Consider the following 17,615-nt stretch of genomic DNA (forward strand, 5'->3'; position numbering starts at 1 on the left):
CTTGGCTCCTTAACCCTTGAGCTCCAGCTTGACGGCGATCTGGTGGATCACGCCCGTGTAGACGACGGAGACGTCCATGTCGACGCTCCGAGCCGCCCGGCCCTTGCTGATCTGGTCGACCTCGGTGGCGGTGAGCGTGGCGCGCTCCCGTTCAAGCAGCACCAGCAACGGGATGTGGATGGCGTAGTCCTCGAGGATTCCGCGGGTCACCAGCGGCGCGAGCACGGTCTGGACGAGTGTCACGACGGTGCGCAGGCCCGGGCGGTCGATGCGGAGGTCCCCGACGGCCTGGATCAGCGAGGCCTTGATGCGGAAGCTGATGTCGTCGAGGGTGCGGACGATGTCGATGTACTTCCTATGGCCGCTGTCGCTCGCGGTGAGCCCCTCGCCCAGGTACAGGCCATGACCCGGGAGGATCGTCGGACTCGTCACCCAGTTGACGGAATTGGCGACGAAGGCATCGATCTCGGTGGTGGTGAAGCTGCCGGGCATGTCGATGGCGATGGGCTTGAGCAAGAGGGAGACGTGCGGTTCATAGCCCGCGATCACGCCGGCGACCGCCGCGGCCACGTCGTCCTTGGAGGGCTTGTGGGCGATCAGGACCATGCGGTCCGTGTGGACCTTGCCCGCGTTGAGTTCGGCTTGCTCCTGGGCGCTCAATGTGGAGTCGAGCATGGCCACGCCGATGCGTTCCTTGCCGTCGCCTCCGGTGTTGGACACCGTGTCGACGTGCTTCGCGAGGAGGACGACCGGGGGTTCGCTGACGGTCTGCCCGGCGTCCTCGCCCTGGGCCCCGCCCTCGCCCTTGCCCTCGTACTCGGCCTCGCCTTCGCCTTTGACTTCGGCCGGGTCTCCGGGGCCACTTACACCTTCCCCCTCGGCGCCCTGCTGTGCCGGGCCGGCGCCTTCCCCGGGCTCGTCCCCCTCCTTGTCCGCCGTCTGGGACTCGGGCTTGCAGAGGGGGGTGTTGGCCAGCACCACGATCTGGACGGGGAGGTCTTCGGCCGTGGTCAGCGCGGCGGACCAGTCGGGGGAGTCGTAGGCCACTTCGAGGCCCCAGACACGCGTGGGGGGAGGCTTCTGCTGGAAGGCGATGGAGATGGCGGCACCGAGGTCGCTGAGGCCCTGGGCGATGACGGCGTCACCGGCCCGGTGCGCGGTGGCCAGGGCGTTGTCGAGGGTGTGGTTGAATCCGACGCCGTCCGCGGCGGTCACGTTCGCGACCTTGCGGAGTTCGACCGATTCCTCCCTTTCGATCGCCAGGGCTGTACCGATCGGGAACCTTATGGCGGTCTTGATGGAAGTCGCGCCGGCTGCGGCGTCCTCGGCCAGCGTCGACCTTCCCTGCGGGTAGGCGGCCGTGGCCTCGCTCGGATACGAGAAGGGCTTGGCTTTCGACGTGGCACCTCCGAAGGAACCCTTGCCGATGACGAGGATGTCCCCGAACGCTCGGGTGGCCGGTGCGAAGAGATCACTACTTGCTGTGACAGTGACGTAGTTGAACGGCATCGAATGCTCCTCACCGTGATCGCGCTCGGCCTGGGTGGGTCGGGCGCGGCCGGTGCCCGCGGGGCCCGTCAGGGAGCCGCCTCGAAGGCGGCGACGAATCCCTGAGTCGCCAGCAGATCGCCGACCATCTGCTCGGTGGTGGATGATGTGTCCTTGTCGGGCGTGATGGCCGGGAACACCGCCAGCCACGCGCTGGAGGCGAGGAGAGGGCCCCCGTCGTACGCCTCCGGCCGTGGGCTGGCCGCGTTCACTGCCCGTCTGGCCCTGCTCAGCCGGCGCATCGCGTCGGCCAGGTCGAGCCCGCCGAAGAACAGGACCGACACGCGGAGGGGGAATCCGCGGGCCGGTGCTGACGGATCGAAGGGCGGTGGGTCGGTGTAGCTCAGGGAGTAGTCCCGGTCGAAACGCTCCCCCTCTACGTCATCCCCGTCGGCCGCAGTCCACTCGCCGGCCTCCACGGAGGCGAGGACGCGGGTGGTGCTCGCCGCCTTGGCCATCACCAGTGTCTCCAGCGACATGTCGATCCACTGGTACGGGGGTGTGGCGGGCACGTGGATGGTGACCCTGGCCTGCTCCGTCGTGGGGAGGGACTTGTCCCACGAGGCGTGGACGGCGGTCCATTCCTGGACGGAGGTCTGAAACTCCTTGTGGACGACCTTGACGGACTCCACCGTCCTGACGTCGAGGAGCTTCGGTTCGTACACCGAGGTCAGCAGCGCGCGCACGCGCTTGCGCTCGGAGTCGTCCGCGGGGAGCAGCAGCTCCGTCACGTGCTCCGGCACCAGGTACCGGAGCATCAGATCGTCCGTGAACCGGGTCGTCACCGACATGGCGTTGCCACCTGGCTGACTTCGGGTAGGCAGTGGGTGCAGCCGCTGCCACCCCGGACCACGGCTTTCTCGACGTGGTGGGAGAAGCCCGGGGTCATGTCGGAGGACTCCACGGTGAGGCTGAGGGTCCGGACGGTGAAGCGGGTGTCGGAGGACATGGCCTGGCCGCCCGGGACGGACCGGCGGGGGGAGACGTGCTGCTGACCCGGGTTGCTGTCGAACCGTACGAGGCGGTCGTGCGACACGACCTTCGCGCCGAGGGTTTCCGTAAGGGAAGGGTCGTCAGCACCACGGACGACCGTCAGCAGACACTCGTGATCGACGATCTCGGGCTGCCAGGGGAATGGACCGACCATCACCGTTCCGCCGACCGGGTACCGGTGCAGAACGCCGTCGGCGTCCGTCTGCTCACCGACGCCGTGGACCAGCCGCACTGGTTCGTCGGCCTTTGCCGCCGAACGGCCTCTTGGCTTGCGCTTGTGGTTCCCGCCCATGACATGCTCCTCCGCGCACTCTCATCGACGCCCCCGGCCTTGTTCGGGACGGGGAGGGCCAGGGCGGGTTTCCCCCGCCCTGCCCCCTCGCGTACTGCGCGACACACGGCGGTCAGCCGATGGTGGTGATCAGGATGATGAAAGGCCAGGGCCGTGTAGCCGGCGGGCTGCGGCCCAGGCCGGAACTCGTCCGGTCGACGGCATCGGCCAAGGCAGGACCCTGACGTCTCATGAGGCGCCCAAGGACACGCACCAGGATCTGACGGGGAGGGAAGGCGCCCACGATCTTCGAGACCCGGTCGCCTCGGACGACCTCCGTGTGGATCTCGGATGTGGTGTGGGCCAGCCACTCGCTCACGGCTCCTGCTCCCATTTCGGCGCGGCCGCTTCGTTCCTCTAGACCAGCTTAGGCACGTCCGCGCTTGTAGACCACGCAACGATTCCTTGAGATGGAGCCTGGGCACGCTGTGTGCACATCGGCGAACTCACCTTCGGGGAAGGGGAGTTCGCCGTGAGTGCCGCTGTGCAGACGGTGGGATCCTCACACACAGTCAGCACGATGTGGAGGTATTCACTCAGGGTTAGTGCGGTGTGGGGTCTTTCGCGGCTGTGCGCGCGGAGTGTGCCGGGGTCGTGATCCACGAACGCTGCCAGCCTTCGCCAAGCGCCGACCTGCCAGCACCGCTCACACATGCCGCTGCCAACAGGTACCACCGCGTAGGGCCACCCGCTGGCGAAAGCCGCCTCGACGGCCGCGCCGAACCCCATGCGCAGACGGCACGGCGCAGGAGGGTTGACTTCCATGAAGCTCAACATGGCAGTGGGGAAAGGGTGCTTCGCGGGGAACCGGCTCAACGGTCTCCGGAGAATGCTTGAGCGGTCAACGAGGAGGTTGACCCGCTCTGGAGGCGTTCTTCGGCTGCATGTTCTACACGGTGAGGCGAGGTTCCTGGTCTGTCGGCGGGACAGGCTTGGCATCTTTCTGACCAGTACGGCGTCGGGCCACTGCAGGATCTCCGTCCTGCCCGCGTGTCAGGCCGTACGGCACGACCATGGGTGACGCGGGCGGGGACGGGACCATGCATGATCGAGTGGTCTCGTCGCGTGGTGTCGGTCAGCCGCCGACCACGCTGACGAGGAGACCTCCGGCCCTCTCGAGGAGCTTCTGGGTGGCCTGGTCCTGGCCCGTCTGGAGGAGGCTCTCCCGCAAGTTCCTCGAGCGCTGCCCCTCCTCCGTCCAGCACGGCCCTCCTTGGGATCAGGCCGGGTACGTGATCGAGCCCAGCGGAGGGCAGGGGGCGAGGAGGGACGACCCGGCGCTGGGGCGTTCGACGAAGGCCCGGGCCTGGGCGGCCCGCTGGCGCCGGGTGTCCGACGTGTCGGCGTGCCAGGCGTCGAGCCTGGCCCTGGGGTGGTCCCAGGAGCCGTCGATGAGATCGAGGCTGGTGTTGCCGGAGCTGCGCTGGAACTCCGCCTTGAGGGCGGCCCGCTGGAGCGCGGTCTGGAGCGCGGCGAGGTCGACGCGGGTGGCCAGGACGCCTTGGCTGTGCGGCTCGCGGGTGGGCAGCGGGGCCTGGGGGAGCGGGGACACCCCGGTGTCGAGGCGGCCGATGTTGTCGACCATCGCGTCCTGTGCGTCTCTCACCGCGGTCCGCATCTCCTGGTGCAGCCAGAGCAGTTCGTCGAAGTCGTCCTCGGTGATGCGCATGCGCTGGTAGAGGGCGCGGAAGCGCGGATCCTGGTGCAGCGGGAGCGAGGGGCCGGCGTGCAGCGCCACGCAGTCGTTGTAGCCGGCCGCCACCGCGGCTTCGAGGTGGGCGACCGCCCGGTCCGCCTGCCCGCGCACGAGGGCCAAGCCGCTGAGGTTCGCGTGAGCGCCGGCGGTGATCCACGCCCCGTCGGCTCCGAGCGCCGCGCCGCGGTCCACGACGTCGTGGAGGCCCGGGGCGATGTCTACGGTCCCGTCGGTCAGGTGCGTCACGAGCAGCTCGTGAAGGCGGGCGATCAACGAGTGGGCGGTGTCGGCCATGGATCTCCTCGGACCTGGACGGTGAGAGCGAAGTCGGCCGCCACGTCGGTGAGGGTGCGGCCCGTCGAGATGACGGCTGGATGGGAGGAACGGTTCCTTCCGACCCAGGGCCCCGTGGAACGCCGATGGCCCGGACGGGCAGAGGCGGGGGATACGAGACTCGAACTCGTGAGGGGTAGCCCCCAACTCGCCAACTGCAACCGGACCTAGCCCAAAATGCTTGCCGAAGGACCAGTGCGCCTGCCCGCCGAGGCCGGCCGGTCGGCTTGCACGGTGGGTCCTTCCAGGGGGCGTTGCAGGGGGAGGGGCCCCGGGCGCCGGCTGTCTGGTTCCGGCGCTCGGGGCGGTCTCAGTGCCGTCCGGGGACGGACAGCGGGATGGTCAGTACGGGGAAGGCCGCGTTGCGTGCCGCGTGCAGCAGGTACGGGCCGGGGGAGACGGCCCAGGCCCGGGCCCCCTCGTCCCAGACCTGGAAGGTCCGCTCCGCGAGGGCGATCTCGGCCTCGACCGTCTCGCCGGGCTCCGCCGTGACGGTGGCGAGGCCGGTGAGCTGTCTGGCGGGGCGGTCCTCGGCCGGGGCGACGCGCTCGGCGTAGAGCTGGACGGTCTCGCGGCCCGGTCGGGTACCGGTATTGCGGAGCCTGACCCGGGCATGCCCGTCGGCGGCTTCCAGGGCCAGGTACTCCGAGGTGGTGTAGCCGAGGCCGTGGCCGAAGGGGCACGCGGGGGCTGCGGAGTGCCGCTCCCAGGCCCGGTACCCGACGAAGAGGCCCTCGTCGTACGGCAGGACGCCGTCCTCCGGGGTGACGCGCGTGACGGGGGCGTCCTCCAGCCGGGCCGGCCACGTGGTGGGCAGGCGACCACCCGGCTCCTCCCGGCCGAGCAACACGTCGGCGAGGGCAGAACCGCCCTCCTGCCCCGGGAAACAGGTCAGCAGGACCGCGGCCACGTCCTCCCGCCCGTATGGCCGCGGACCTCTCCCTCCTCCAGATCGCCGCCTTCGCGGTCGGCCTGCTGCCGCCAGCACGCCTGCGTGCCCTCGCCGCCGAACTGTCCGCGGCAGAGGCCGTCGCAGGGCCCACCCCTGGTCATCGCGGCCGACCCGACTGAACCGCGCGGCGGGCGCCCCCGCCTACGCGGACACCGAACGGCGCCTGCGCGATGTGGTGCTCCGATGGCTGATGGAGACGGGATGCTGGCGTCGCGAACGGCCGGACGGGGGAGATCGCCGACGTCAGCGATGCGTGTGGATGAAGCCGAGCTTGTCGATCTCGTCGCCCGATCGGCCGTGGAAGCCGGTGATCTGCCAGCCGGGAGGGGCGGTGTGGGTGACGCAGTCCGAGGTCGGCGTGCCGCCGGCGAGGGTGTGGCCGAGGTTGGTGCTGAACCGCGCGTGGAAGATCCGGGAGCGGCCGTCCTTCTGGGCCCGGCACAAGTACGCGGTCGTGAGGTACTCCCCGCTGCCGAGTGTGAGGGAGGCCGTGGTGCCTCCGGTGCCGCCGTGGGTGAGTGTCGTGCCGTTGTCCAGGGTGATGGCCAGCCGGTCGATCCGGGAGCCGGCGCTCAAGGTGATGGTGGTGGCGCGGGTGCCGGCGGAGACGCTGTCGAGGTCGTTGAAGTGGTCGCCGTGCGGCCCGCCGAACTGCTCGCTCAGCCGGAAGTCCGGGTTGCGCGACCAGGAGAAGCCCACCGCGACCGGGTCGTGGTCGGAGAGCATGAGTCCGTCGCCGGTGAGGAACGCGGCATGCTCGTTGTCGTAGGAGGTGGCGTTCAGGGAGACGAGTCTGCTGCCGCGGTAGAGGACCTTGTCCACGACCTCGCAGGTGTTGGGCACGGTCGGCTGGGACTGGTCGCAGACGAGGGCGTCGCTGCCCTTGGTGGGCGGGGTGCCGTCGCGGATCAGCTCGACCCAGGCGTCGGTGAGCGCGTTGGCGGCGGCGAACTCGGCGATGGTGTCGTCGGCGCGGGTGTAGCGGGTGTTGGTGTCGCCCATGACGACGACCGCGTTGCCCGCCGAGTGGGTCGTGATGAAGGCGGTGAGTTGGTTCAGGTTGTCGGCGCGTGATTTCAGATCTCCCGCGTTCGTACCGGCGTTGGTGTGGAGGTTGTAGAAGTCGACGTACACACCCTCCGCGAGGCGCTGCCGGGCGAAGGTGAAGCCCTTCGGGGTCAGGCAGTCGCCCGAGTCGTACTGGCAGGAGTTCCAGCGGACCCGCTCGAAGTCGTCCGCGTCGTAGGGGGTCTTCGACAGCGTGTTGAGGCCGCTGCCGATGCCCGCCCCGCCGCTGGTGGGGGTGCGGTACGGGTGGGCGGCGTCGGCGGCGTAGAGGCGGGCGTGGTAGTTGAAGTCCTCCTGGACGTGGACGATGTCGTACGCCTCGATCCGTCGGCCGATCTCGGTCGTGGCGGGCTCGCGGGGCGTCGGCGCGCTGGAGATGCTGTCGGGCAGCCCGGCGACGTTGTAGGTGAGCACGCTGAACGTGCCCGAGTCGGCGGCCGTCGCCGGTGGCGCCGTCGCGGTGAGTCCGGCGAGTGCGGCTGCCGCCGCCGTCAGGCAGGCGAGGAGTCGGCGCATGGGGGGCTCCTGGTGGTGGGGGGTTCCGGCTGGGTGCGGCGTCGGTCAGGACCGGGTGGACGCTTCCGCCCGGTCCTGGCCCGCTGCGGATCAGGCGCAGGCGCTCCCGTTGAGCGCGAAGGCCGTGGGGGAGGGATTCGAGCCTGTGTGGGTGCCCTGTACTCCGAACGTCGCGGTCGCACCGGGGGCGATCGCCCGGTTCCAGTCGGCGTCCCGGGCGCTGACGGCGGTGCCGTTCTGGGTGACGGTGGCGTTCCAGGCGCTCGTGACGCGCTGGCCGCCCGGGTAGGCCCAGGCCAGCTGCCAGCCGTCCACGGCCGTCGGGCCGGTGTTCTTGACGGTGACGGTCGCGGTGAAGCCGGTGTTCCAGACGTTGTTCACCGTGTACGTCACCGCGCAGGCGGCGGTGGGCGGTTCGCCGCCGGCGGAGGTTCGCTCGGCGGCGTAGGCGGCGAGCCAGGCCAGGGGGGCGTTCCAGTTGACCGCCACCTCGTTGGTCGAGTACGAGCCGATGTCGTCGACGTAGCAGGCGGCGGGCGCGCAGCCGGTCAGTCTCTCCTGCGCGACCGGGTCCTGGAGCGCGCTGTCGGGACCGCCCGCGAGCGACCCGGCCGGCGGGTGGGGCAGGGAGGCGTCCAACGGATGGGCCCAGAAGCGGTGGTGCTGGTTCTGCGAGGACCTCTCGCCGTGGCCGGTCACGTACGACATGCCGAGGGCGTTGCGGCCGAGCAGGTAGTCCATGGTCTCCAGCGCGCCGGCGCGGTAGCGCCCGTCGCCCGTCAGCTCGCCGGCGACGGCCATGACGATGGCGTCGTCGGCGACCTCGCCGTTCGAGCCCCAGAAGTATCCGTCCGCCGGGACGGGCACGGCGTAGCCCTGGTCGGCCATCCTGGACAGATAGCCGTCGGCGGCTGCCGTCACCGAGGCCCTGATCCGGGCCAGGTCGGACGCGGGCAGGCCGTTGGGGACGGTGGCCAGGACGAGTCGGCCGAGCGCCGCCGTGTCCGCCCAGCCGAAGCCGTACGGGCTGAACGCCTCGGCGGAGGTGTGCCAGGGCGAGGAGGTGACCGCGTCCCGGTAGGCGCTCTCGCCGGTCGTCGCGTACAGCTCGGCGGCTGCCCAGTAGAACTCGTCGGTGACCCGCGTGTCGTCGTAGGCTCCGCCGCCCGTGCTGTCCGAAGCCGGCGCGTACAGGGCGGGGTTGGCCTGTGCCGCGGTCCAGGCCCGGCGGGCGGCCGACAGGCACCGGTCGGCGTACGCGGAGTCGTACGGGCGGAAGACCCGGGCGCACTGCGCGGCGGCCGCGGCGAGGTTGAGGGTCGCCGCCGTGGACGGCCGGTGCAGCTCGCGGGGCTGCGCGTCCTGGTCGGGACGCAGCGGCATGCCGGTCCAGGCCGCGTCGTGGACCTTGTGGAAGGCCATGCCCGCGTACGGCCTTCCTTCGGGCACCTGCATGCGCATCAGGAAGTCGAGCTCCCACCGCGCCTCGTCGAGGACGTCGGGCATTCCGTTGCCGCGTTCGGGGACGCGCAGGGTCGAGTCGCCCAGCGCGGCATCCCCGCCGGCCCGCTTGGCCCGCTCGAAGGAGTTGACGACCAGCCAGGTGGAGATGCCGCCGTTGACGACGTACTTGCCGTGGTCGCCCGCGTCGTACCAGCCGCCCCTGACGTCCTGCGTGTAGTCGCACACGGTGGCCTGGCACGGTACGGACGTGTCGCCCTGGTTGGGCGCGACGTCGAGGTGTCCGGCCGGGCGGGCGTACGCGGAGCCTACGAGGGCGGCGTCGATCGCGATGCCGCTGCGCTGGTGGTGGAAGAACGCCATCGAGTCGGAACGCAAGGTGTCGTAGAGGTCCGCGCGGATGTCGAAGGGTGCGCTGCTGTTGCCGTCCACGGACAGGACGTATCCCGAGCCCGTGCTCCGGTACGAGGAGAAGTCGGCCACCTGGACGGACTGCCCGGAGGGGGTGTCCGCGCCGCGCGGGACGGTCGATCCGGAGGCGACCAACGTGCCGGACGCGTTCCGCAGCTGCCAGGAGAGCGCCTGCGTCGCCGTGGTGACGACAGTGGCGCGCTTGGGCCCGTCGGGCAGGTAGCCGACCTGGTTGACGCGTACGGCCGTGGTCGCCGCCGCGGTGGCGGGGACGTCCGCGGCGGCCGGTGTGGACGCGAGACCGCCCAGGAGGAGGGCGCCCGTCAGCAGGGCGGTGGGGAGACGTAACGAGCGAGGGGGTGGCATGTGCGGCTCCTGTGTGTCGTCGGGGGAGTATCAGCAGGTGAGTCGGCCATCGAGGGATTGTGGTGAGCATGCCAAAGGATTCCTCTTTGCCTCCCTGGGGAGTGGGAGCGCTCCCATGACGATGAAAGATCGAACACCGGTCGAGAGGCGGGGATCTGAGCGCAGGTTAGTGATGCGTGCCCACACCGTCAACGGGTCGACGCCGTGGCGCGAAGTCGACCGCCTGGCCGGTCTGCGGGACGCGGCGCACGTGCGGGTAGCGTTCGGCGCAATGGTGCAGGCGGTCGACCGCCGCGACGGAAGGACCCGATTCTGAACCCCCAGCTCGCGGAGGCCCTGTCCGCGGCCCTGCTCGTCCTCGTGCTGGCCTGTGCGGTCATCCGCCCCTTCGGGTGGCCGGAGGCGGTCGTGGCCGTCCCGGCAGCGGTCCTGGTGATCGTCACCGGGGCCATCTCCCTCGACGACGCCCTGGCCGAGGCGGAACGGCTCGGGCCGGTGATCGGCTTCCTGGCGGCCGTACTGGTGCTGGCTCAGCTCTGCGACGACGAGGGACTGTTCCAGGCCTGCGGGGCGTGGATGGCGCGTACGGCGGCGGGCCGGCCGCGCCGGCTGCTCGCCCAGGTGTTCCTGGCGGCATCGGCGATCACCGCCGTGCTCAGCCTGGACGCCACGGTCGTGCTCCTGACCCCCGTGGTGTTCGCCACCGCGGCCCGTATCGGCGCCCGTCCGAAGCCGCATGTGTACGCCTGCACGCACCTGTCGAACACGGCCTCCCTCCTGCTGCCCGTCTCCAACCTCACCAACCTCCTGGCCTTCGCGGCCAGCGGGCTCAGCTTCACCCGGTTCGCCGCCCTGATGGCCCTGCCATGGGCAGCCGCGATCGCCGTCGAGTACCTGGTCTTCCGGCGCTTCTTCGCCACCGACCTGGACGCGGGAGCGCAGGCCCCCGCCGTCGTCGAACCGCCGCCGCTGCCGCTGTTCGCCCTGGTGACCGTGGGATGCACGCTCGCAGGCTTCGTGCTGACCTCGGTGGTCGGCGTCGACCCGGCGTGGGCCGCCCTGGCAGGGGCGCTCGCCCTCGCCGTACGGGCCCTCGTCCGCCGCCGCACCAGTCCCCGTGCGCTGGTCCGCGCCGCCTCCGTGCCCTTCCTCGCCTTCGTCCTGGCCCTCGGGATCGTGGTCCTGGCAGTGGTGGACAACGGTCTCGACGACGCCCTGGGACACCTGATCCCCGAGGGCACCGGCCTGCCGGAACTTCTCGCCCTCGCCGGACTGGCCGCCGTCCTCGCGAACGTCATCAACAACCTGCCCGCGGTCCTGGTACTCCTGCCGCTGACCGCCCCGTCGGGGCCCGGCGCCGTCCTCGCCGTCCTGCTCGGGGTGAACATCGGCCCCAACCTCACCTACGCCGGCTCGCTGGCCACCTTGCTGTGGCGGCGTATCGTCCACGCCCACGACGGTGAGGTGGAGCTGAAGGAGTTCACCCGGCTCGGCGTGTACGCGGTACCCGCGAGCCTGGCCGTCGCCGTACTGGCACTGTGGCTTTCCCTGACCGTCATCGGAGGAGGCTGACCCATGGCCGTGGTCGTCTGGATCGTCGAGGGCACCTGGCGCGCCTGCGTGGACGCCGCCCGCGCGCACACCCCGGCGGACGCCGACATCGTCCTCCTGCACGTCACCCCCGCCGACGTCCCGGGCGCCGCACACGGCGCCTTCGCCGGACTCCTCGGCCGCGGCCACCCGGCGGGGCACCGCCCGGCCGAAGGCTGGGGGAGGGACCCCGGCACGCGACTGGAGCACCTCGCCGCCACCTCCGCGCGGCAGCTGCTCCAGGACGCCGCCGACCGCCTGGACCGCCCCTGCACGCGTACCGAACGCACCGGCCGCGTCGAGCGCGAGGTCGTCGCCGCGGTCGAGGGCAGCGACCTGCTGATCCTGGCCCGGGACGGCGACCGCACCCACCTCGGACCGCACAGCCTCGGCCCCGCCGCACGCTTCGTCGTCGACCACGCCCCCTGTCCGGTGCTGCTCGTGTGGCCCGAACCGCCGCCGGGGCTGCCCACCATGCCGCCCCCTCCTCCGCATCACACCGTCTGACGGGCGACGAACCCCCGCCGGCCACTGGCGGGGGCCGGCGGGGGCCGGTCACGCGGCCGGCTCCCGCGCGAGCGGGGCCACGGGCGAGAGGCTTCCCGTGGCCTAAGCGGACGGGGGAGGAGCGGAGCTCAGCGGTTGAAGGTCAGCCGCGGTGCCGCGTTCCGGGCCAGTGCGTGGGCCTGGTCGGGCCACCACGTGCCGGCGGGCGGGTCGACGATGCCGTACTCCGGGTCGATCGTGCCGCCGGTGTTGCGGGTGCAGCTGCCGTCGGACTCGCCCGGGATCTTGACCCACAGGTAGGCGTCGACGAGCGGGACGCTGGTGTCGGCGGTCGGGCGCGGACCGAGGCCGCGGCCGGGCGCGTTGCACCAGATCTCCGGGTCGCCGGTGTACTTGCCGGGCTCCGGCTTCCAGGCGCCCAGACCGTTGCGGCTGGTGTCGATGACGAAGTGGTGCAGCGCGTCGCCGGTCGGGGTGCCGACGTTCTGGTCGAACCAGGCGTCGGTCCAGCGCCAGGTGGCGGGGTCGGCGGAGTCGACCGCATTGCCGGGGGTGCCGTCGTTGGGCGCGGCGGGCGAGTAGTACTGGGTGGCGCACCAGTCGGTGTGGCCGCGAGCCCAGTCAGGGCCCTCGGTGGCGAACCACATGCACTTCGATATCCAGGTTCCGTACCTGGCGTTGTGGTCGGTGGGGTGGGTGTTGGACACGTTGAGGACGAAGCCGTCGCTGTTCTGGACACCGGCGTCGAGCAGTCGCCGGGCCATGTCGCCGACGGGCCGCCACAGGACGTTGCCCGCGTCGAGGTAGACCGCGGTGCGGGCCTTGGACTTGATCGTCTTCACCGCGTACGCCAGATCGGCGATGCGGGTCGCGGTGAGTTCGCCGGTCGGGTCCACGGCAGGCCCGCACTCGCGGGGGAGGAGGGCCAGACCGTCGGGCTCGACCACGACGACCGCCTTGCTGTCCCCGATACCGGCGGCGAAGGCGTCGATCCACTGCCGGTAGGCGGCGGAGGAGGCTGCACCGCCGCTGGAGTACTGGCTGCAGTCCCGGCCCGGCACGTTGTAGGCGACCAGGACGGGGGTCCGGTTCACCACCCGCGCTCGGCGGACGAGGCTTCCCACCTTGGCCCGGACCTCGTCGGGCGTGCCCTCGGTGAACCACTCGGCCTGCGGCCAGCTGGCGAGCCTGGCCATGTTCACGGCGTTCGGCAAGTCGCCGTTCCTGAGGTCGGTGAGCGCCTGCTTGGCGGCCTTGCTGTGGGGGTCCACGTAGAACTTCGTGGTGGGGGTGAGCGTGTCCCCGGCGGGTGCGGCCTGCGCCTGCCCCTGTGTCGCGGTGAGGGCGGCGCAGGCCGCGAGCACCGCGAGGGCGGCGGTCGCACGGCGCCGTAGGCTGCGTGGCTTCATGAAGGCTCCTGGTCGAAGGGGTGGGGTGAGACGGGTCCGGTGGTGGCCGCTGGGCTGCGGAAACCGGTCCACAGGAGTCGGATGTCAGTAGCCGTAGATCATCTTGTAGGCGACCTCCGGGAGGAACTGGCCGGCCGTGGAACCGGTCCCGACGCCGCAGTTGCCGTCGGACTCGCCCGGGGCCTTGATCCACAGCAGCATCTCGGCGCCGCCTCCCAACTGGGTGGGGCTGCCGATGCGGCGGCCGGCCGCGTTGCACCACTCGCCGTTGGCGCCGTTGCCGTTGCGGCTGGTGTCGACGACGAACGGCTTGGTGTAGCCGTAGCGGGCGGCCAGTTCGCTGTTGACGGCGTTGCCGTAGGCGGTGTTCTGGGCGGTGGTGTAGTAGTTCGAGATGTTGAGCGAGAAGCCGTGGGCCTGCCGGAGGCCGGCTTCGTGGAGGCGCTGGGCCATCGTCCCGGCGCTCACCCAGCCGGGGTTGCCGGCGTCCAGGTAGACCGAGGTGTTCGGTGCCTGGCGGTTGAACTCGGCGAGGGCGCCGCCGATCATGCCCTGGCGTTCGCGGATCTGGGTCTGGTTCATGCAGCCGTAGTCCGCGAGGGAGTCAGGTTCGAGGATGACGACGGCCGGGCGGTTGGCTATCCCGCCGGCGAACTGCGCGATCCAGCTCGCGTACGCGGAGGGAGAGGAGGCTCCGCCTCCGGACTGCCCGCCGCAGTAGTCGCGGTGGTAGATGTTGTACGCGACCAGGATGGGCAGCTTGTCCCAGTAGTCCGCCGCGCCGACGTACGCGCCCGTGGCGGTACCGATGGTGCCGCTCCAGGAGCCGAACCAGTGGGCCATGGGGGTGTTGGCGATCGACGCGTTGATCGCCGGTGTCCGGCCGTCACCGGGGTTGGCGGCGACCCACTGCTTCGCGCTCGCGTTCGGGTCCACGTAGAAGCCGCTGGTCATGGTGGTCGGGTCGGCCGCGTGGGCGGACGGCGCGACGGCGAGCGCCAGCGGGAGCGCGAGCAAGGATGCCGCGAGGGTGCGGATTCGGCGGCGCATGACGGTACCTCGATTCCTGACGGGGGGACGCGCCGCACGCTCTCGTCCCGAGCGGGCGGCGCACTGAGGAAGTGCGGTGGTACGGCACCTCCGGGGGGAAGGGCCCGGGGGAGAGAGCGACCGCGCTCGACCGAGAACGGCGCCGCCTTCCCCGACGTCCGCTCGGCGGACGCGTACCCCTAAGGCCAGCGCTGGTACGCCAGGGCCATCGCCGCGAACGCGATCCCGGGTCTCTGAGCCCCGCAAGGTGTCAGGTGCGGGTCCAGCGCTGGTTGCTGCCGCTCCAGCAGGAGTAGAGCTGGATCAGGGTGCCGTTGGCGGTGCCGCCGGCGGCGGCGTCGAGGCAGAGGCCGGACTGGACTCCGACGATGGTGCCGTCGGAGTTCAGGCGCCACTTCTGGTTGTCGCCGCCCCAGCAGCTGTAGATCTGGACCTTGGCGCCGTTGCCCGTGCCGGCCGCGTCCAGGCACTTGTCGCCGTAGACCCTGAGTTCGCCTGCGGCGGTAAAGGTCCACTGCTGGTTGGTGCGGTTGTTGCAGTCCCACAGGGCGAGCTGGGTGCCGTCGGTGGTGGCGGCGCCGGGCACGTCCAGGCAGCGGCCCGAAGCGACGCCCTTGATCGGACCGGAACCGGGGGAGGGCGTCGGAGGGGTGGTGGGGGAGGCGGCGTTGAGTGTGTTGAGGACGGAGGTGTACGCGGGCTTCTTGCTGCCGTCGCCGTTGAACAGGAGCGGTGTCTGATCCGCTCGCCAGGAGTCGGTGTCGCGCACGCCCCAGACGGTGATGCCGAGGCAGCGCGGGACGGCCAGGCAGTCGTTGGTCACGTTGGCGTAGGTCGTGGCCGAGGCGCCCTGGATGTCGAGTTCGGTGACGGCCACATCGACGCCGAGGGCGGCGAAGCTCTGCAGGGTGGTGCGGAAGTTGCTGTTGTACGGGCTGTCGCTGTTGAAGTGCGACTGGAAGCCGACGCAGTCGATCGGCACGCCGCGCTGCTTGAAGTCCCGGACCATCGCGTACACGGCCTGGGTCTTGGCCCAGGTCCAGTTCTCGACGTTGTAGTCGTTGTAGCAGAGCTTGGCGGCCGGGTCGGCGGCGCGCGCGGTGCGGAACGCGACCTCGATCCAGTCGTTGCCGGTGCGCTGCAGGTTGGAGTCACGCCGGGCTCCCGAGCTGCCGTCGGCGAACGCCTCGTTCACCACGTCCCACTGGGCGATCTTGCCCTTGTAGTGGGCCATCACGCCGTTGATGTGGTTGGTCATCGCCTGGCGCAGCGCGCTGCCGCTGAGGCTCTGCATCCAGCCCGGCTGCTGGGAGTGCCAGGCCAGGGTGTGGCCGCGCACCTGCTTGCCGTTCTGCACCGCCCAGTTGTAGACGCGGTCGCCGGCGGTGAAGTCGAACCGGCCCTGCTGGGGTTCGGTGGCGTCGATCTTCATCTCGTTCTCGGGCGTCACCGAGTTGAACTCGCGGCCCGCGATCGTCATGTACGCCGAGTCGTTGAGCCGGCCCGAGGCGACGGCGGTTCCGAAGTAGCGGCCGCTCTGGGCCGCCGCGCCGCCGAGCGTGCTCTCGGCGGCGTGTGCGGTCAGCGGTGCCACCAGCACGGCGGCCGGAACGAGGACGCCGCCGACCAGGGCCGTACAGAGGCCGCCGATCTTTCGGCGGACGGCGGTCGGGGGAGTGGCGTTCAAGCGCATGGCTGAGCCTCCAGGGCTGAATTCACGGAAGAATTGGCGCGCGGCAGAACGAAACCGCTGCGGCGGGGTGTTGCGCCCATAGGGAAAGGGCGCTCACCGCCAGGACCTTGGAACTCAGTGTGGAAATTCGACGGAAACATGTCAACGGTTTCGAAGGGTTTTCGACAATCGCCCTTCGAAAGTATTTCGTGGAAATTCGGCGTCAGTACCTGGGCGCCGGGTACGTGATGTCGAACCACGTGAAGTGGGCCTCGTGGGTGGAGGGGCGGCCGTTGGAGGTGGCGTACAGGCCGAGCTGGACGCTGGTGAACAGCGGTGTGAGGAAGGTGGCTTCGACGGTGGCCAGGTCCTGCCAGGCACCGTCGGGTGCCGCATGAGCGAAGGTGTGGTTGAAAGCGCGGATGCGGACTCCCAGGCGAACGGGACCCGGGGGAAGGGGAACGCCGGCCAGGACCTCGGGCCCGCGGCGGAGGGTGAGTCCTTCCGCGGTGCGAAGGAAGAGGAGGTGGGTGTCGTCGTCGAGGACTACGGCGAGGCCTGCCTCTTCGTCCGGTGAGGCGGGAGCGAAATGCAATTCGGTGGAGACGTCGCAGTCGGGCTGTTCCTGGGGACGGGCCAGGAGGGATGCGGTGGTGTGATCGCCGAGGCGTTCGGGGGACAGCTGGAGACGGAGCCCGTCGCCGGTGGTCCAGAACCGCACGCGTGGGGTGCGCAGGACGCTCCAGTCGGCGGAGAGGGTGGCGAAGTCGTCGTGGAGGGGGCGGCGAAGGCCGGTGTGGACGACGGGGGAGAAGACCGGCCAGCCGGCGTCCCAGGTGACCCGGCTGAGGAACGTCTCGCGGCCGATGGCGGAGCCCGGGCGGACGCCCAGGAGGACGGCTCGCCAGTCGCCGTTCGGGGTGTGGACGAGGTCGGCGTGCCCGGTGCAGGTGACCGGGCCCTCGGCCGGTGGGAGCACCGGGTTGCCGGGGGCGCCCTCGTAGGGGCCGGTCACGCGGTCCGCGCGGGCGGCCACCACGCTGTGGTCCACATCGGTGCCGCCCTCGGCGGTGAGCAGGAGATAGGTGCCGCCGATCTTGTAGAGGTGCGGGGCCTCCGACCAGCGGGCGCCTTCGTGGCTTCCCCGCCACAGGACGTACTCGGGTCCCGTGAGCCGGCGCTCGCGGGGAAGGTATTCGCGCATCCAGATCTCGGTGTGGCCGGCGGCCTCGTCCACCACGCGGGCGGCGGTGAACCAGGCTCGGCCGTCGCCGTCGCCGTCGCCGTCGCCGTCGCCGCCGTCGCCGTCGTCCGGCCCGTCGTCGAAGAAGAGCGAGGGGTCGAAGCCCTCGCCCTCCAGCCAGTGCGGTTCCGACCACGGCCCCGCCGGGTCGGTCGCCGTGACGACGAAATGGCCGGGGCCGTCCATCAGCGTGCAGACGAGATGGAAGACCCCGTCGTGGTGCCGGATCGTCGGTGCGAACAGGCCCCGTGAGGGCTCGCACCCGTCGAGGTCGAGCTGAGACGCCCGGCCGAGCGCGGAGCCGATGCGCCGCCAGTTCACCAGATCGCGGCTGTGGAACACGGGAAGGCCCGGGAACCATTCGAAGCTGGACGTCACCAGGTAGTAGTCCGCTCCCACTCGGCAGACGGACGGGTCGGGCCGGAACCCGGGCAGTACGGGATCACCGAACGACGCGGTCATGGAACCT

Annotated in this window: 14 protein-coding genes and 1 pseudogene; 4 read left to right on the forward strand and 11 right to left on the reverse strand. The window is 70.9% G+C overall.

Annotation, left to right across the window (positions count from 1 at the left end; genetic code table 11):
- Positions 1 to 9: 9 nt before the first annotated feature.
- The 5 genes and pseudogenes from ACZ7HT_RS29350 to ACZ7HT_RS29370 form a co-directional block, all read right to left on the reverse strand.
- Positions 10 to 1,509, reverse strand: coding sequence for a hypothetical protein (locus ACZ7HT_RS29350; RefSeq protein ID WP_471171405.1), 1,500 nt, complete (start codon positions 1,507 to 1,509; stop codon positions 10 to 12).
- A 68-nt stretch (positions 1,510 to 1,577) separates the two neighbouring features.
- Positions 1,578 to 2,339 (reverse strand): hypothetical protein, encoded by a 762-nt coding sequence (locus ACZ7HT_RS29355; protein WP_471171407.1) that lies wholly within the window; start codon positions 2,337 to 2,339, stop codon positions 1,578 to 1,580.
- Complete coding sequence (locus ACZ7HT_RS29360) at positions 2,330 to 2,833, reverse strand: hypothetical protein (protein ID WP_471171408.1); 504 nt, start codon at positions 2,831 to 2,833, stop codon at positions 2,330 to 2,332. The genes ACZ7HT_RS29355 and ACZ7HT_RS29360 overlap by 10 nt, the downstream gene beginning before the upstream one ends.
- A 1,258-nt stretch (positions 2,834 to 4,091) precedes the next feature.
- A complete protein-coding gene (locus ACZ7HT_RS29365) occupies positions 4,092 to 4,862 on the reverse strand; it encodes a hypothetical protein (RefSeq protein WP_471171409.1) in 771 nt (256 codons plus the stop codon).
- Between the two features lie 349 nt (positions 4,863 to 5,211).
- A pseudogene (locus tag ACZ7HT_RS29370) lies at positions 5,212 to 5,820 on the reverse strand (glycoside hydrolase family 3 C-terminal domain-containing protein); the annotation flags it as partial.
- 5 nt (positions 5,821 to 5,825) lie between these two features.
- On the opposite strand from ACZ7HT_RS29370, the gene ACZ7HT_RS29375 reads away from it, so the two are divergent.
- Positions 5,826 to 5,972, forward strand: a complete 147-nt coding sequence (locus tag ACZ7HT_RS29375; protein ID WP_471171499.1) for a hypothetical protein — start codon at positions 5,826 to 5,828, stop codon at positions 5,970 to 5,972.
- Between the two features lie 124 nt (positions 5,973 to 6,096).
- On the opposite strand, the gene ACZ7HT_RS29380 is transcribed toward ACZ7HT_RS29375, so the two are convergent.
- A complete protein-coding gene (locus ACZ7HT_RS29380) occupies positions 6,097 to 7,437 on the reverse strand; it encodes a jacalin-like lectin (protein ID WP_471171411.1) in 1,341 nt (446 codons plus the stop codon).
- A 90-nt stretch (positions 7,438 to 7,527) separates the two neighbouring features.
- Positions 7,528 to 9,675 carry a glycoside hydrolase family 9 protein gene (locus tag ACZ7HT_RS29385; protein WP_471171413.1) on the reverse strand — a complete coding sequence of 716 codons (2,148 nt, stop codon included), beginning with the start codon at positions 9,673 to 9,675 and terminating at the stop codon, positions 7,528 to 7,530.
- Between the two features lie 115 nt (positions 9,676 to 9,790).
- Here ACZ7HT_RS29385 and ACZ7HT_RS29390 point away from each other — a divergent pair, with 115 nt between their 5' ends.
- Genes ACZ7HT_RS29390 through ACZ7HT_RS29400 form a run of 3 tightly spaced genes read left to right on the forward strand, consistent with a single transcriptional unit; the run spans position 9,791 to position 11,772 of the window.
- Positions 9,791 to 9,991 (forward strand): hypothetical protein, encoded by a 201-nt coding sequence (locus ACZ7HT_RS29390; RefSeq protein WP_471171501.1) that lies wholly within the window; start codon positions 9,791 to 9,793, stop codon positions 9,989 to 9,991.
- The gene (locus tag ACZ7HT_RS29395; protein ID WP_471171487.1) at positions 9,988 to 11,247 is read left to right on the forward strand and encodes an SLC13 family permease; all 1,260 of its coding nucleotides are present in this window, start codon (positions 9,988 to 9,990) and stop codon (positions 11,245 to 11,247) included. The genes ACZ7HT_RS29390 and ACZ7HT_RS29395 overlap by 4 nt, the downstream gene beginning before the upstream one ends.
- A gap of 3 nt (positions 11,248 to 11,250) precedes the next feature.
- Entirely contained in the window at positions 11,251 to 11,772 is a 522-nt protein-coding gene (locus tag ACZ7HT_RS29400) for a universal stress protein (protein WP_471171414.1), read from the forward strand.
- A gap of 128 nt (positions 11,773 to 11,900) precedes the next feature.
- Here ACZ7HT_RS29400 and ACZ7HT_RS29405 read toward each other — a convergent pair whose 3' ends face one another.
- The 4 genes from ACZ7HT_RS29405 to ACZ7HT_RS29420 all read right to left on the reverse strand — a co-directional run bounded on the left by ACZ7HT_RS29405 (position 11,901) and on the right by ACZ7HT_RS29420 (position 17,608).
- Entirely contained in the window at positions 11,901 to 13,181 is a 1,281-nt protein-coding gene (locus tag ACZ7HT_RS29405) for a glycoside hydrolase family 6 protein (protein ID WP_471171416.1), read from the reverse strand.
- 84 nt (positions 13,182 to 13,265) lie between these two features.
- Positions 13,266 to 14,231, reverse strand: a complete 966-nt coding sequence (locus tag ACZ7HT_RS29410; RefSeq protein ID WP_471171418.1) for a glycoside hydrolase family 6 protein — start codon at positions 14,229 to 14,231, stop codon at positions 13,266 to 13,268.
- Positions 14,232 to 14,481: 250 nt separating this feature from the next.
- Positions 14,482 to 15,924, reverse strand: a complete 1,443-nt coding sequence (locus ACZ7HT_RS29415; protein WP_471171419.1) for an endo-1,4-beta-xylanase — start codon at positions 15,922 to 15,924, stop codon at positions 14,482 to 14,484.
- A 202-nt stretch (positions 15,925 to 16,126) separates the two neighbouring features.
- Positions 16,127 to 17,608, reverse strand: a complete 1,482-nt coding sequence (locus ACZ7HT_RS29420) for a glycoside hydrolase family 43 protein (protein WP_471171421.1) — start codon at positions 17,606 to 17,608, stop codon at positions 16,127 to 16,129.
- Between the last annotated feature and the right edge of the window lie 7 nt (positions 17,609 to 17,615).

The sequence above is a fragment of the Streptomyces sp. NPDC037410 genome (assembly GCF_055602235.1).

Coding starts and splice junctions, on each gene's coding strand:
- ACZ7HT_RS29390 (WP_471171501.1), top strand. CDS start 9,791: ATGACGATGAAAGATCGAACACCGGTCGAGAGGCGGGGATCTGAGCGC.
- ACZ7HT_RS29400 (WP_471171414.1), top strand. CDS start 11,251: ATGGCCGTGGTCGTCTGGATCGTCGAGGGCACCTGGCGCGCCTGCGTG.
- ACZ7HT_RS29420 (WP_471171421.1), bottom strand. CDS start 17,608: ATGACCGCGTCGTTCGGTGATCCCGTACTGCCCGGGTTCCGGCCCGAC.
- ACZ7HT_RS29365 (WP_471171409.1), bottom strand. CDS start 4,862: ATGGCCGACACCGCCCACTCGTTGATCGCCCGCCTTCACGAGCTGCTC.
- ACZ7HT_RS29410 (WP_471171418.1), bottom strand. CDS start 14,231: ATGCGCCGCCGAATCCGCACCCTCGCGGCATCCTTGCTCGCGCTCCCG.
- ACZ7HT_RS29415 (WP_471171419.1), bottom strand. CDS start 15,924: ATGCGCTTGAACGCCACTCCCCCGACCGCCGTCCGCCGAAAGATCGGC.
- ACZ7HT_RS29385 (WP_471171413.1), bottom strand. CDS start 9,675: ATGCCACCCCCTCGCTCGTTACGTCTCCCCACCGCCCTGCTGACGGGC.
- ACZ7HT_RS29350 (WP_471171405.1), bottom strand. CDS start 1,509: ATGCCGTTCAACTACGTCACTGTCACAGCAAGTAGTGATCTCTTCGCA.
- ACZ7HT_RS29375 (WP_471171499.1), top strand. CDS start 5,826: ATGGCCGCGGACCTCTCCCTCCTCCAGATCGCCGCCTTCGCGGTCGGC.
- ACZ7HT_RS29360 (WP_471171408.1), bottom strand. CDS start 2,833: ATGGGCGGGAACCACAAGCGCAAGCCAAGAGGCCGTTCGGCGGCAAAG.
- ACZ7HT_RS29405 (WP_471171416.1), bottom strand. CDS start 13,181: ATGAAGCCACGCAGCCTACGGCGCCGTGCGACCGCCGCCCTCGCGGTG.
- ACZ7HT_RS29380 (WP_471171411.1), bottom strand. CDS start 7,437: ATGCGCCGACTCCTCGCCTGCCTGACGGCGGCGGCAGCCGCACTCGCC.
- ACZ7HT_RS29355 (WP_471171407.1), bottom strand. CDS start 2,339: ATGTCGGTGACGACCCGGTTCACGGACGATCTGATGCTCCGGTACCTG.